The following is a 14545-nucleotide window of genomic DNA, read 5'->3' as shown; positions in this document are numbered from 1 at the left end:
CATTTCTCCCTTATATTTCAACTATTATTGAACCATAGAAGAAAGGAAAGAGGCTATGAAGGTCGGTATCAACGGCATGGGACGCATGGGGCGGCTGGCCCTGCGCGCGGCGTTCGGCGCCATCGAACGCGAAGCCATCGACCCCCGCCAGGGCAATCGCCTGGAGGTGGTGCACCTCAACGAAATCAAGGGCGGCGCGGCCGCCACCGCCCACCTGCTGGCCTTTGACACGGTGCAGGGCAAGTGGCGGGCGCACATCGCGGCCGAGCGCAGCGACACCATCCGCATCAACGACCGCCACCTGTCGTTCAGCGAACACGCCACCGCCGCCGAGATCCCCTGGGGCGATCTGGGCGTGGACGTGGTGCTGGAGTGCACCGGCAAGTTCCTCACGCCCGAGACTCTGCAAGGCCACCTGGACCGCGGCGCGAAGCGCGTGATCGTGGCCGCGCCCGTCAAGGTGGGCGATGTGCTGAACATCGTGGTTGGCGTCAACGAGCACCTCTACAACCCGGCGCGCGACCGCATCGTCACCGCCGCCAGCTGCACCACCAACTGCCTGGCCCCGGTGGTCAAGGTGGTTCACGAAGCCATCGGTATCAAGCACGGCCAGATCACCACGTTGCACAACCCGACCAACACCAACCTGGTGGTGGACGCACCGCACAAGGACCTGCGCCGCGCGCGCAGCGCCATGGTGAACCTGGCCCCCACGACCACCGGCAGCGCCACCGCCATCGCACTGATATACCCCGAACTCAAGGGCAAGCTCAACGGACACGCGGTGCGCGTGCCGGCGCTCAACGCTTCGCTGACCGACTGCGTGTTCGAGCTCAACCGCGCGACCACGGCCGAAGAAGTGAACGCCCTGTTCGAGGCCGCGGCCCAAGGTCCGCTGGCCGGTATTCTGGGTTACGAGACCCGCCCGCTGGTGAGTGCCGATTACGCCCGCGACACGCGCAGCTCCATCGTCGACGGTCTGTCCACCATGGTGACCGACGGCACGCTGCTCAAGCTCTACGCCTGGTACGACAACGAGATGGGCTACGCCACGCGTATGGTGGACCTGGCCTGCCACCTCGAATCCGTCGGCATCTGATGAACGCCCCGACAACCACAACAAGCCACGCGGTGCGCAACTACGCCATCGTCACCGCCGCCTACTGGGGCTTCACGCTCACCGACGGCGCGCTGCGCATGCTGGTGCTGCTGCACTTCTACAAGCTCGGCTATTCACCCTTCACGCTGGCCTTTCTGTTCCTGCTGTACGAGGCGGCCGGCGTGCTGGCCAACCTGATTGGCGGCTGGCTGGCCACGCGCTACGGCATCCAGCGCATGCTGACCGTGGGCCTGGCCACGCAGATCACCGGCTTCATCCTGCTCTCTCTGCTGAACCCGGCGTGGACGGCCGCCATGTCGGTGGCCTGGGTGGTGGTGGCGCAAGGCATCTGCGGCGTGGCCAAGGACCTGACCAAGACCGCCAGCAAGTCGGCCATCAAGGTCACGCAGGCGCAGGCCAAGGCCGAGGACGGCGGCAACAACCAGCTCTTCAAGTGGGTGGCCTGGTTCACCGGCAGCAAAAACGCCATGAAGGGCTTCGGCTTCTTCCTGGGCGGCGTGCTGCTGCAGGCGCTGGGCTTCCAGCACTCGCTGTGGGCCATGGCCGGCCTGCTGGTGCTGGTGCTCGCAGGCGTGGTGCTGTCGGTGCCGCCGATGATGGGCAAGGCCAAGGCCTCCAAATCGGCCAAGGAGCTGTTCGCCAAGAACCAGGGCATCAACTACCTGGCCGCCGCACGCGTGGCGCTGTTCGGCGCGCGGGACGTGTGGTTTGTGGTCGGCGTGCCGGTGTTCCTCTATTCGCAGGGCTGGAACTTCACCATGGTGGGCGGCTTTCTGGCGGCCTGGACCATTGGCTACGGCCTGGTGCAGGCGCTGGCGCCCAATCTGGTCAAACGCAGTGCCGACGGCCTGAGCAGCGAGGTACCTGCCGCACGTGGCTGGTCGCTGGCGCTGGCATTGATTCCGGTCGGCATCGCGGCCGCCGTGCTGATGGACGCTCCTCACCTGCAGTGGTGGGTGGTTGGCGGCTTGGGGCTGTTTGGCTTCGCCTTCGCGGTCAATTCGTCCGTGCACTCCTACCTGATCCTGGCCTACGCCGGCAGCGAGAAAGCGGCGGAGGATGTGGGCTTTTACTACGCGGCCAACGCGCTGGGTCGCTTCTTCGGCACGCTCATGTCGGGCCTGCTCTACCAGTGGGGCGGCCTGCTGTATGCACTGGTGGGCTCGGCGTTCATGCTGCTGGTCTGCTGGCTGGTCACGCTGGCACTTCCAACCAGGCTGGCCATGCCCAGTCATTCAACGGTCTGAGGAAAAGCCATGGAAGAAGCCGATGTCGTCAAGGCGCTGGGGGCGCTGGCTCAGGAGACGCGCCTGCGTATCTTCCGCCTGCTGGTGGTGGCCGGGCCGCAAGGCATGACCCCGGGTCACATGTCAGAGCAACTGGGGGCCTCGCCGACAGCCCTGTCCTTTCACTTGAAGGAACTGAGCCATGCTGGCCTGATCGACGTGGAGCGTGACGGCCGCCACCTGATTTACCGGGCATCCATTCCCTTGATGAACGACCTGCTGGGGTTCCTGACCGCGCACTGCTGCCAGGGTCAGCCCTGTCTGGATGCGACCACCAGGCTCGACTGCAGCCACTGCTGAGGAAACCGACCATGAAGAGATTCCATGTCCATCTGCATGTGGCCGATCTGGCACAGAGCATTGCCTTCTACAGCCAGCTGTTTGCGGCAAAACCAGCGCGCACGGAGGCCGACTACGCCAAGTGGATGCTCGACGACCCGCCGGTGAACTTCGCCATCTCCACCCGCGGCAACCAACCCGGCATCGACCACCTGGGCATACAGACCGACAATGCCGAAGAGCTTCAGGCCCTGAAGGACCGCGCCACCGCTGCCGACATGAGCCTGCTGGACGAAGGCGCCACCACCTGCTGCTACGCCCGCAGCGAGAAGCACTGGATCACCGATCCGCAGGGCATTGCCTGGGAACACTTTCACACGCTGGGCAACATCCCGGTGTTCCGCGAAAAGCCTGATGAGACCTCGGCCGTGGCCTGCTGTTCACCTACCAGCGACTCCGTCCAAAAGTGCTGCGCCACCAGCAAGACGTCCTCCACCCCACGCTGCTGCTGATCCGCCATGGGACTTTTCGAACGTTACCTGACCGTGTGGGTCGGGCTGGGCATTCTGGCCGGTGTGGGCCTCGGGCTCGTCATGCCGGGGGTCTTCCAGGCCGTGGCAGCGATGGAAGTCGCGCAGGTCAACCTGGTGGTGGCCGTGTTCATCTGGATCATGATCTACCCGATGATGATCCAGATTGACTGGCATGCAGTCAAAGACGTGGGCAAGAAGCCTCAGGGGCTGATGCTCACCCTGGTGGTCAACTGGCTGATCAAGCCTTTCACCATGGCGGCGCTGGGCGTGCTGTTCTTCCAGTACATCTTTGCGGGCTGGGTCGACCCGCAGTCGGCCAGCGAATACATCGCCGGCATGATCCTGCTGGGCGTGGCGCCCTGCACCGCCATGGTGTTCGTCTGGAGCCAGCTGGTCAAAGGCGATGCCAACTACACCCTGGTGCAGGTCTCGGTGAACGACCTCATCATGGTAGTCGCGTTTGCGCCCATCGCCGCTTTTCTGCTGGGCGTGACCGACGTGACCGTGCCATGGGAAACGCTGCTGCTGTCCACCGTGCTGTATGTGGTGCTGCCCCTGCTGGCGGGCATGGCCACCCGCCAGATGCTGGTCAAGCGTTCCCCGCAGGCACTGGGACAGTTCGTCGCGCGCCTGAAGCCCTGGTCGGTGGTCGGCCTGATCGCCACCGTGGTCCTGCTGTTCGGCTTCCAGGCCGGCACCATCGTCGAGCAGCCAGGCGTGATCGCGTTGATCGCCGTGCCGCTGATCCTTCAGTCCTACGGCATCTTTTTCATCGGCTGGTGGGGTGCCAAACTGCTCAAGTTGCCACACGACATTGCTGGGCCAGCCTGCCTGATTGGCACTTCCAACTTCTTCGAGCTCGCGGTGGCCGTGGCCATCTCGCTGTTCGGGCTGAATTCCGGCGCCGCACTGGCCACCGTGGTGGGGGTGCTGGTGGAAGTGCCGGTGATGCTGTCCCTGGTGGCCATCGTCAACGCCTGGAAACCCCGCAGCACCTGAACTTGCCATGTCCGACATCACGATCTATCACAACCCAGCCTGTGGCACCTCACGCAACGTGCTGGCCATGATCCGCAACAGCGGCGTCGAACCCACGGTCATCGAATACCTCAAGACCCCACCCAGCACGGAGCAGATCAAGACCTGGCTCAACGCCATGGGCGCCTCGGCGCGCCAGGTACTGCGCGAGAAGGGAACGCCATTTGCCGAGTTGGACCTGGGTAACCCGAAGTGGTCCGACGACGAGCTGCTGGCCTTCATCCAGCAGCATCCCATCCTCCTCAATCGCCCAATCGTGGTCACGCCGCTGGGTGTACGACTTTGCCGACCATCCGAGGTGGTGCTGGACATCCTCCCCAATCCCCAGCAAGGTCCATTCATCAAGGAGGATGGCGAGATGGTCATCGATGCCAAGGGACGCCGTGTCTGAATCTGTCAGCAAACCTTTGGCCGATCTGCCCCAGGTGCAGCCGGAACACTTTCGCGTGCCCAACCCGGCGCAACTGCTGCGTGCGCATTCGGCCCACCCGCCGCGCATCCTGCTGCTGTACGGATCCCTACGCCCGCGCTCCTTCAGCCGCCTGCTGGTGGAAGAAGCTGCCCGGCTCCTGAATGCCATGGGCGCGGAAACCCGGATCTTCAATCCCAGTGGATTGCCCTTGCCCGACGATGCACCGGACAGCCACCCCAAAGTGCAGGAGCTGCGCGATTTGACCCAGTGGTCCGAGGGGATGGTCTGGTGCTCGCCCGAGCGTCACGGCGCCATGACCGGCATCATGAAAACCCAGATCGACTGGATTCCACTGTCGGCCGGCGCGGTTCGTCCGACCCAGGGCAAGACGCTGGCCGTGATGCAGGTGTGCGGCGGTTCCCAGTCCTTCAATGCCGTCAACCAGATGCGTGTGCTCGGACGCTGGATGCGCATGATCACCATCCCGAACCAGTCGTCGGTGGCCAAAGCCTTTCAGGAGTTCGACGACCATGACCGTATGAAGCCGTCGAGCTACCACGACCGGCTGGTCGATGTGATGGAGGAACTGGTGAAGTTCACCTGGCTGCCCCGAGACATCTCGCCCTATCTGGTGGACCGCTACAGCGAGCGCAAGGAAAGTGCCGAAGAGCTGATGAAACGCGTCAATCAACAGACCCTCTAGGAACAGTTCGTTGAGATGCCAGGCAAGCCCCATGTCACAGCCACCAGTCGCTGACGACTCCCGGTTGCTCAAGGAGCCTTGGCATCAGCAGACAACCGCACTGGCTGAAAGCCTCGACACCGACATCGTGCGTGGGCTGAGCACAGAAGAGGCACGTCGGCGCCTCGATCGCTTTGGTCCGAATGCGTTGAAGCTTGAACCGGCGGTACCGGCATGGCGGCATCTGCTGTCGCAGTTCCGAGATCCCCTGGTCTATCTGCTGCTGGCGGCCGTCGGCATCACACTGCTGGTCTGGTTATCGGAAGGCGCGGGCGGATGGCCGATCGATGCCTTGGTCATCCTGGTCATCGTTCTGCTAAATGCCTTGCTGGGGTTTTTCCAGGAAGTCCGCTCCCAGCGCGCCGCAGCTGCCCTGGCCCGTCTGGGCTCGGTCACCTCGGCCGTGCTGCGCGACGGTGTGCCACTTCGGGTGCCGAGCGTCGAACTGGTGCCGGGTGATCTGCTGCAGCTGACCGAAGGCGACCGCGTGGGCGCAGACGCGCGCTTGCTGCAGGCGCATTCGCTGCGGGTGCAGGAGGCGTCGCTCACCGGTGAAAGCGACGCAGTGCTCAAGGACGCTGCCGTACTGCCACGGGACACCCCGCTGGCCGAACGGGCCAACATGGTGTTCAAGGGCACCGCGGTGGTTCAGGGCACGGGCATGGCGCTGGTGACGGCCAGCGGGATGGCCACCGAGATGGGCCGTATCGCCCATTTGCTTGCGGAGACGCCTGAGGAGGCGACGCCTCTCCAGAAGGAAGTACGCCAGATCGGCATCATGCTCGGTCGGGCCGTGCTGCTGATTGCCCTGCTGGTGGTTGGTACGGTGCTGCTGATGAGCGAGGTTCGCAGTTGGGCCGATGTCGAGGAAGTGCTGCTGCTGGGGGTATCGTTGGCGGTGGCGGCCGTCCCCGAGGGACTGCCGGCCATCCTGTCGCTTGTGCTGGCGATCGGGGTCCAGCGCATGGCCAGGCGACAGGCCATCGTCAAGAAGCTGTCATCGGTCGAGACACTGGGCTCCGCCTCTGTGATTTGCACCGACAAGACCGGCACCCTGACGCGCTCGGAGATGGCGATCGAGAAAGTGGTGACCGCTTCAGGGTGCAGTTGTCCGGAGGGCGTGGGTTACGAGCCGGTCGGCGAGTTCCGACACCAAGGTCAGCTCATCGGGCCCGGCCCCCTGCACAGCGAGCTGGTCCTCATGCTCAGTGGCGGAAGCCTGGCCGGCAATGCCGACTTGCGCCAGCAGACCGATGGCAGCTGGGTGATCCAGGGAGACCCGACGGAAGCTGCCTTCCTGGTCGCCGAGCGCAAGCTGGGTGTCCACGAACGACGGCGCGAGCGCTTCGAGCGCATCGCCGAGATTCCCTTCAGCTCCGAGCGCAAGCGCATGGCGGTGATTGCCATCGACCATGAGAATGATGACCAGCGCGTCATCATCGTCAAGGGGGCGCCCGATGTTCTGTTGCAGCACTGCACCCAGGCCAGGGTGGGCATGGATGTCGTGCCGATGAGCGAGGCCATCCGTACGCGCGCACTGGCCGACGTGGACGAGCTGTCGGATGCGGCGCTGAGAACACTGGCGGTGGCCTACCGGCCACTGGCACCCGGCGAAGACGAACGGACAGGCGATGCGCTCGAACAAGGCCTGATCTTTGTCGGCACGGTGGGCATCATCGATCCGCCACGCCCCGAAGCGGCAGCCGCCATCCAGGAGGCTCGGCGTGCGGGCATCCGGGTCATCATGATCACTGGCGACCACCCGCGCACGGCGGCGCGTATCGCGTCGGATCTCGGCATCATCGAAGCCGGTGGTGCTGCCTTGACCGGTGCCGAGATCGATGCGCTTGATGAAGCCGGACTCGCACAAGCGGTGCAACAGGTCTCGGTGTACGCACGGGTCGATCCCGCGCACAAGCTGCGCATCGTTGATGCGCTGCAGGGCCAGGGTCACGTGGTCGCGATGACCGGTGACGGTGTCAACGATGCGCCGGCACTCAAGTCGGCCGACATCGGCGCCGCAATGGGTATCACGGGCACCGAGGTGACCAAGGAGGCCGGCAAGATGATCCTGGCCGACGACAACTTCGCGACCATCGTGGCGGCGGTACGGGAGGGCCGCGGCATCCTCGACAACATTCGGAAGTTTCTGCGCTACCTGCTGTCTTCGAACATGGGCGAGGTGCTGACCGTGCTGCTCGGCGTGCTCGCCGCCCAAGCGCTGGGGCTGATCGACGCAAGTGGCGCGATCGTGCTGCCACTGCTGGCGACACAGATCCTATGGATCAACCTCATCACCGACGCCGCTCCGGCGCTGGCCATGGGGGTCGACCCACAGACCGACGATGTGATGAACCGTCGTCCGAGAAGCCCGCACGAGCGCATCATCGATGCGCGCATGTGGTCGGGTGTGCTGCAGGTCGGTCTGGTCATGGCCATTGCCACCCTGTTCACACTCGACCTCTTCATGCCCGGCGGACTGATCGAGGGCGATCAGTCGCTGGAGACCGCTCGCACGGCGGCGTTCACCGTGCTGGTGTTTTCGCAATTGTTCAACGCCTTCAATGCCCGATCGGAGACCGGCAGCGCCTGGCGCGGCCTGTTCGTCAACCGCTGGCTCTGGGGAGCCGTCGGGCTGGGCGCCGTGCTCCAGGTGGCGGTTGTGCACCTGGACTTCCTGAACCAGGCCTTTGGCACCCGCGCGCTGGAAGCCAGCCAATGGCTGCAGTGCCTGACCATCGCCAGCACGGTGTTGTGCTATAGCGAAACTCGCAAATGGCTTGCCCGGCGCATGAGCGACGGTTAGGATCAAGAAGGGGAGTGCCAGATGGACTATGTCTTGCATTTGATGGCGGGTGGCGCGGGCAACCTGGCCGCGTATCTAGCGGCCCATGTGCTGCTGTGCCTGCTGCCCGCCTTCTTCATTGCCGGGGCCATGGCGGCTCTGATCCCCAAGGCCAGCATCACGCGCTGGCTCGGTCGCAGTACGCCGGCCCATGTCTCGTATCCGGCGGCAGCTGCGGCGGGTTCGTTGCTGGCGGTCTGCTCTTGCACCATCGTGCCGCTGTTTGCCGGCATCTACCGCAAGGGTGCCGGCATCGGGCCAGCCATTACCTTCCTGTTCTTCGCACCGGCCGGCAACATCATGGCGCTGGCCTATACCGGCAGTATCCTGGGGCCCGAATTTGCCGCAGCACGGCTGTTGCTCTGTCTGTTGTTCGGCATCGGTATCGGCCTGCTGATGGCCATGCTGTTCTGGAAGGACGATGCCAGCCACGATGCCCAGTCCGATGCCCTGTTTGCCCAGCAGGCCAGCGTCGGACCCGCCGCGACCGGCCTGCTGCTGTCTCTGGTGGCCGTACTCATCGCTGGCACGCTCAAGCTCTGGCCACTGACCGAGACCTTCGCGACGGTCAGGCTGCCCCTGTCCTGGGCGGCCGACTGGCAGGCGACATTGTTCGGCTGGGTGCCCTTCGACCCAGCCAAGGGCGAGGAAGGCGTGAGCTTCCAGGGTTCGGTGCTGATCGCCTTGCTGCTGCTGATCGCCGCCACAGCCTGGAAAGGGCTGGAGAACGTCATCGAGGGTCCGAACCAATGGACTTGGATCACACTGGGACTGACAGTCACCACGCTGCTGGTCGCTGCCCTGCGCCTGACGCCGGTGGCTGGCGGCCTGGAACTCGGCCTGACCGGCCGCGTGCTGGCCGTGGCAGCTACGCTCGTGGCCTGCTGGCATTTCGCTCGCCAGCTGTGCGCGGACGACCGCCAGGCCTGGCTCTGGGAGTCCTGGCGCTTTGTGAAACAGATCTTTGTCCTGCTGGTCGTGGGTGTCTTCATCGTCGGCGTGGTGCGCCAGATCATCCGACCGGAATGGATCGAATCGCTGGCCGGCAGCAACACGGTGCAGGCCAATGCGGTCGCCGTCCTGTTCGGCGTTTTCATGTACTTCCCGACCCTCGTCGAGGTACCGGTGGCCCGCATGTTCCTGGACCTGGGCATGCACCCCGGACCGCTGCTGGCCTACCTGATGGCCGACCCCGAGCTGAGCCTGCAGAGCATGCTGATGGTCGCTGCCGTGATCGGTCGCCAGAAAACGGCTGCGTACGTGAGCCTCGTGGCGGTGTTCAGCATCTGCGCCGGTCTGCTTTACGGGGCCTGGGTGGACGGCCTCGGCTGGTTACCGTTGAGTCTGTCACTGGCTGTTTTCATCGCCCTGCTCGGCGCCGGGCTGACCTGGCTGCGGCGGCGTCAAGCCAGGTCAGTTCCCGCCTGATCTCAATCGACCCTCAAAGGAAAGCACCATGCTGACTGTCAAAATTCTCGGCTCAGGCTGTGCCAATTGCAAGAAGCTTGAAGCCGTCGCCCGTGAGGCCGCCACGGCCGCCCAACTGGAGGCCGAGTTCATCAAAGTGACCGACATGCGGCAGATCATGACTTACGACCTGCTGTCCACGCCCGGGCTGGTGATCAACGAGAAGCTGGTCAGCAGCGGCCGCATCCCCACCGTGGCCGAAGTGCAGAAGTGGCTCACCGCTTGACAGGTGACTTGTCAGTGGTGATGGTGGTGGTGGTGATCCGCCGGCAGCGGCTCCACGGCTGGCACTGAGGACCAGTCGCCGCAGGGTCGGGTGAAGGGCACGTTCACCACCTGCAGCGTGACGTGGGTGATCTCGAAACGCTCGTGCAGCATATCGGTCGCAGCCTGGAGGAAGGCGTCGTCGGCATGCCCCACCGGCATCACCAGATGGGCCGTCATGGCCACCTGTGATGTGTCCATGGCCCAGATGTGCAGGTCGTGCACCTGCACGATGCCCGGCAGCGCCAGCAAGCTGACGTGCACCGCATGCGGGTCTACGCTGTCAGGCACGCCGTCGAACAGCAGGTGCAGCGATTGCCGGAACAGGCTCCAGGTGCCCCAGAGGATCACAGCGGCGATCAGCAGGCTGACCACCGGGTCCAGCCAGGTCCAGCCCATCCACAGCGTCAGGGCGCCGGCGAGTACCACGCCGGCCGACACCAGCGCGTCGGCGGCCATGTGCAGGAAGGCACCACGGATGTTCAGGTCGGTCTGGCGCCCGCGCATGAACAGCCAGGCCGTGACCGAATTGACGACGATGCCCACCCCCGCCACGGCCATGATGGTCAGGCCTTCACGGCCTGCTACCGGATCGGGGTCCAGCACGCGCCCGATGGCTTCCCACACCAGCGCGCCCATGGCCACCAGCAGCAGCAAGGCGTTGGCGAACGCCGCCAGGATGCTCCCCTTCCTCCAGCCATAGGTGTGGCGCGGGTTGGGCCGCAGCTGGCCAGCCAGGGCCCCGCCCCAGGCCAGCACCAGCCCGGCCACATCGCTGAGGTTGTGGCCCGCATCGGCCAGCAGCGCCAGAGAGTTGATGCGCCATCCGTAGAAAGCCTCGATGCCGACAAAGGCCAGGTTCAGGGCGATGCCGATGGCAAACGCCCGGTCGAAACTGGTGGGCGCGTGGTGGTGGTCGTGTCCCGCACTCATTCGGCATCGGTCCTGCGCCGCAGGATTCCGGAGAGTTCCGTCCCCGGGGCTACCGTGTTGAACACGGTGCCGAACTTCTTCACGTTGTCGTGCAGCAGGGCCAGGCGGCGGTCGTCTTCGTCGGTGTCCACCACGATTTCATAGTCGATGGATTCCATGCGCGGGGGTACGTCCTGTCGTACGCCGTGTACCCGCACCTCCACCCCGCGCAGCTGGAACTTGAGAATGGGGATCACGCGCTCGATGCCCTTGATCATGCAGGCTGAGAGCGCAGCCAGCAGCACCTCGGCCGGGTTGAAGGCGTCCGGGTTGCCCGCCAGGTCGGTGTCCAGGTCGATTTGCGCGTTCTTGCAGCGGGCACGACTGAGTTGAGCACTTTCGCGGCGCGAAACCACATGGAACTGCATCTTGGTCGGGGAGACTGTCATGGGTTTCCTGTTGCTCAAACGAAGGATATTTTGCTCCGCCGACACGATTTGGCGGACCACTGCTGCGTCATAGGCACCCGGCGATCAGCGGCACGCCAACAGGTATGCACTCGAGCGGTCCGAAATCGCTGCAGGCATAGAGGGGACTTCAGACGGTGGAAATCAATGAAAGTTTGCATTCACTCACATGAAAACAGCCACTGTACAAGCCGACGGAACTTTCCGGGGGACATGCTGTCTCACGTTAGCACTCTTGACCTGGGAGTGCTAACATAGATTCATACAAATACCTCAGGAGGGTGTTTCACATGTCCCAGATGCTTGCTCCCACCACCGCAGTTCCCTCTGGCCAGCTGGCCGTGGCTGGCGCGTGGACGGGACGTTCGCTCACCCTGCCGCCGCTGGGCAATCTGGACGCCTACATCTCGGCGGTCAACCGCATTCCGCTGCTCACCCTGGAAGAAGAGCAGCAGGCCGCGCGACGCCTGCGCGACCACAACGACCTGGACGCGGCTGGCCAGCTGGTCATGTCGCACCTCCGTCTGGTGGTGTCGATTGCCCGCCAGTACCTCGGTTACGGCCTGCCGCACGGCGACCTGATCCAGGAAGGCAACGTGGGCCTGATGAAGGCGGTCAAGCGCTTTGACCCTGACCAGGGCGTGCGCCTGGTGAGCTACGCCATGCACTGGATCAAGGCCGAGATCCACGAGTACATCCTCAAGAACTGGCGCATGGTCAAGGTGGCGACCACCAAGGCCCAGCGCAAGCTGTTCTTCAACCTGCGCAGCATGAAGCAGGGCTTCCGGGCCGAGGCGGCCGATGGCGACACCCACCGGGAGGCGCTGTCCGACCACGAAATCGACGTGGTGGCACGCGACCTCAACGTGAAGCCGGAAGAGGTGCGCGAGATGGAAACGCGTCTGGCGGGCGGCGATGTCGTGCTCGATCCCTCCCCTTCCGACGATGGTGAGGAGGCATACGGCCCCATTGCCTTTCTGGCCGATGGCTCCCATGAGCCCACCGCCATGCTGGAGTCCGCCGAACGCGACCGTCTGGCGACCGAAGGGATCGCCAAGGCCATGGGCGAGCTGGACGACCGCTCCCGCCGCATCGTGACCGAGCGCTGGCTCAAGGTCAACGACGACGGCTCGGGCGGCATGACGCTGCACGAACTCGCGGCCGAGTACGGTGTCAGCGCCGAACGCGTGCGTCAGATCGAGGTGGCGGCCATGAAGAAGATGCGCAAGGCCCTGGCTGCGTACGCCTGACGAACCATCTTTCCTTGATCGCTGAGGCTCTTGCGGCGTGCGCGCCACAAGGGCCTTTTCTTTGAGCACTTACCCGGTCCAGATGGATTCCCGTCGCGTGCCGTCCGGTCACAATCCGGGAATGTCCGTCGCGCGCCGTCTGCCAAGCCCCATTGCGGGCACCACTGCCCTTCGAGCCTGGATGGCCATGCTGCTGGCGGGCCTTCTCCTCTGGTTCACCACGGGACGCACCCACGCCCTGCCGCTCCAGGACGGATACCCGGGGCCAGTCATCATCGACGGATCCGTTCAGAGTTTCCCTTTGGCGGGTCGGAGCATTTACTGGATCGACCCCACCGGCCAGCTGGAGCCGGACGAGATTGAAGCCAGGCAGGACCTGCTGCCCTGGTCGGAACGAACGAACGGGCAGCGCGTCACCCTCGGCGAATCCGCCGCGCTGTGGATCCGGTTCGATGCCTGGGTACAGCACGATGACGTCCACTGGGAACTGGAGCTGGCCAGATCCGGCACCGATCACGTCGCCCTGCACTACAGGGATCGACACGGCCAGTGGGTCCGGCAGGAAGCCGGTGACCACCTGGCAGTCAGCCGCTGGCATTCACCGGATCGCTACCCCGTCTTCACCCTGGACACCCGAACCGAGGGTCCGGTGAGGTACTGGGTGAAGATCGAACATGCCCGGGTACCGTTCTCGGGAGAGTTCTATGTCCACAGCCATCCCCATCTGCGCGAGCAGCGCATCCACCAGCAGTTCCTGATCGGTGCCTACTTCGGCATGGCCTTGCTGCTGAGTCTGGTGGCGCTGGCCAACGGCCTGGTGTTCCGGGACAAGAGCTTCCTGGCCTATGCGATCTACACCGGTGTGCTGGCCCTGAGCATGGCAGCCTCCCTGGGCGTGGGAGGTCAATTCCTGTGGCCGGACAGTGTGGTCTGGAACAGCCGCGCCGAGTTCATTCTGCTGCCCCTGGTGGCCATGGCCGGACTGCTCTTCATCCGGCAGGTCATCCAGGCCAGCTGGATCGACCGGCGCCTGGACCGGATGGCCGTCGCGCTGTCGATCATCTGGGTCGGTTTGATTGTCTGGGACCAAAGCGAACCGAGTACCGCCAGCATGCAGGCACTCAGCGCAGCCGGTGCCGCCACCATGGCGCTGACCTATGCGCTGCTGTGGTCAGCCTGGCGCTCGGGGGAACGCTGGGTGCGCTGGATTGCCCTGGGTGTGCTGCCCATGCTGCTGGCAGGCACCCTCCCGGTGCTGCGCAACTTCAACCTGGTGTCGTCGGGATTCCTCTCGCAGTACGGCATGGTGCTGGCCGCCACCATCGAGGCACCACTGCTGATCTACGGCCTGGTGCAACGCTCCTCCATCCAGCATGAGGCGCGCGCTCGAGCCAAGGCCCTGGCGCTGACCGAGCCGCTGACAGGGCTGACCAACCGCCACAACTGCATCCTGCGCCTGCACGACGCCCTGATTCGTGCCCAGCGCTATCAGCACCGCTGTGCGCTGCTGGTGATCAACCTCGACAACCACGAATGGTTCACCCAGGAGCATGGGCGCGAGGTGGGGGACCGCGCCCTGGTGCTGACCGGATCACTGCTGCGCACGGTGGCCCGTGATGTGGACACGGCCGCGCGGATCGACGACCGGACCTTTGCCCTGCTCATGGAGGGACCGGTGCGCCCCGCCCAAGCCGTTTCCGCCGCCACCGCGATTCTGGCGGGTGGCCTGCGGCCGAACGAGCAACTGCCGGTCGGAGCGACGCTGCGCTTCAAGATCGTGATTGCCCTGCTGCCAGACCCGTCGATCGAGCTGCCGATGGATGCGCAGCAGCATCTGGCGTGGCTGCACGATGAAGCCGACAACCTGCAATGGGACCGGCAGCGCAACATCGCCACCGTGAACTTCTGAGCGGCCCGCGGGCCACCACCG

At 64.7% G+C, this 14545-nt stretch carries 14 protein-coding genes; 12 read left to right on the top strand and 2 right to left on the bottom strand.

Annotated features, from left to right (window positions below; genetic code table 11):
- The first annotated feature begins 55 nt into the window (after positions 1-55).
- Genes ACFQNJ_RS04280 through ACFQNJ_RS04235 form a run of 10 tightly spaced genes read left to right on the top strand, consistent with a single transcriptional unit; the run spans position 56 to position 9948 of the window.
- Positions 56-1099, top strand: a complete 1044-nt coding sequence (locus ACFQNJ_RS04280) for an ArsJ-associated glyceraldehyde-3-phosphate dehydrogenase (protein WP_382254103.1) — start codon at positions 56-58, stop codon at positions 1097-1099.
- Positions 1099-2367 carry an organoarsenical effux MFS transporter ArsJ gene (arsJ, locus tag ACFQNJ_RS04275; protein WP_382254100.1) on the top strand — a complete coding sequence of 423 codons (1269 nt, stop codon included), beginning with the start codon at positions 1099-1101 and terminating at the stop codon, positions 2365-2367. The genes ACFQNJ_RS04280 and arsJ overlap by 1 nt, the downstream gene beginning before the upstream one ends.
- A 9-nt stretch (positions 2368-2376) precedes the next feature.
- A complete protein-coding gene (locus ACFQNJ_RS04270; protein ID WP_382254097.1) occupies positions 2377-2706 on the top strand; it encodes an ArsR/SmtB family transcription factor in 330 nt (109 codons plus the stop codon).
- Positions 2707-2717: 11 nt separating this feature from the next.
- Positions 2718-3197, top strand: coding sequence for an ArsI/CadI family heavy metal resistance metalloenzyme (locus ACFQNJ_RS04265; protein ID WP_374641733.1), 480 nt, complete (start codon positions 2718-2720; stop codon positions 3195-3197).
- A 6-nt stretch (positions 3198-3203) separates the two neighbouring features.
- Complete coding sequence (gene arsB, locus ACFQNJ_RS04260; RefSeq protein ID WP_382254094.1) at positions 3204-4217, top strand: ACR3 family arsenite efflux transporter; 1014 nt, start codon at positions 3204-3206, stop codon at positions 4215-4217.
- A gap of 7 nt (positions 4218-4224) precedes the next feature.
- Positions 4225-4647, top strand: coding sequence for an arsenate reductase (glutaredoxin) (gene arsC / locus ACFQNJ_RS04255; RefSeq protein ID WP_382254092.1), 423 nt, complete (start codon positions 4225-4227; stop codon positions 4645-4647).
- Positions 4640-5371: an arsenical resistance protein ArsH gene (arsH, locus tag ACFQNJ_RS04250; RefSeq protein WP_382254090.1), complete on the top strand. Its 732-nt coding sequence runs from the start codon at positions 4640-4642 to the stop codon at positions 5369-5371. Before arsC ends, arsH begins: the two co-directional genes overlap by 8 nt.
- 31 nt (positions 5372-5402) lie before the next feature.
- Positions 5403-8216: a cation-translocating P-type ATPase gene (locus ACFQNJ_RS04245; RefSeq protein ID WP_382254087.1), complete on the top strand. Its 2814-nt coding sequence runs from the start codon at positions 5403-5405 to the stop codon at positions 8214-8216.
- A 21-nt stretch (positions 8217-8237) separates the two neighbouring features.
- Positions 8238-9683, top strand: coding sequence for a permease (locus tag ACFQNJ_RS04240; RefSeq protein ID WP_382254084.1), 1446 nt, complete (start codon positions 8238-8240; stop codon positions 9681-9683).
- A gap of 28 nt (positions 9684-9711) precedes the next feature.
- Entirely contained in the window at positions 9712-9948 is a 237-nt protein-coding gene (locus ACFQNJ_RS04235) for a thioredoxin family protein (protein WP_382254081.1), read from the top strand.
- 11 nt (positions 9949-9959) lie between these two features.
- On the opposite strand, the gene ACFQNJ_RS04230 is transcribed toward ACFQNJ_RS04235, so the two are convergent.
- Positions 9960-10919 (bottom strand): cation diffusion facilitator family transporter, encoded by a 960-nt coding sequence (locus ACFQNJ_RS04230; RefSeq protein WP_382254078.1) that lies wholly within the window; start codon positions 10917-10919, stop codon positions 9960-9962.
- Positions 10916-11347, bottom strand: coding sequence for an OsmC family protein (locus ACFQNJ_RS04225; RefSeq protein WP_382254075.1), 432 nt, complete (start codon positions 11345-11347; stop codon positions 10916-10918). The genes ACFQNJ_RS04230 and ACFQNJ_RS04225 overlap by 4 nt, the downstream gene beginning before the upstream one ends.
- Before the next feature lie 308 nt (positions 11348-11655).
- Here ACFQNJ_RS04225 and rpoH point away from each other — a divergent pair, with 308 nt between their 5' ends.
- On the top strand, positions 11656-12615 hold the full coding sequence (gene rpoH / locus ACFQNJ_RS04220) for an RNA polymerase sigma factor RpoH (protein WP_374641727.1): 960 nt from the start codon (positions 11656-11658) through the stop codon (positions 12613-12615).
- 121 nt (positions 12616-12736) lie between these two features.
- On the top strand, positions 12737-14524 hold the full coding sequence (locus ACFQNJ_RS04215) for a 7TM diverse intracellular signaling domain-containing protein (RefSeq protein WP_382254073.1): 1788 nt from the start codon (positions 12737-12739) through the stop codon (positions 14522-14524).
- Positions 14525-14545: the final 21 nt, after the last annotated feature.

The organism is Hydrogenophaga bisanensis, from assembly GCF_042665135.1.
Classification (GTDB): Bacteria; Pseudomonadota; Gammaproteobacteria; order Burkholderiales; family Burkholderiaceae_C; genus Hydrogenophaga; species Hydrogenophaga bisanensis.
The sequence above is the reverse complement of the archived record's forward strand: the minus strand, read 5'-3'. Positions and strand labels throughout refer to the sequence as shown.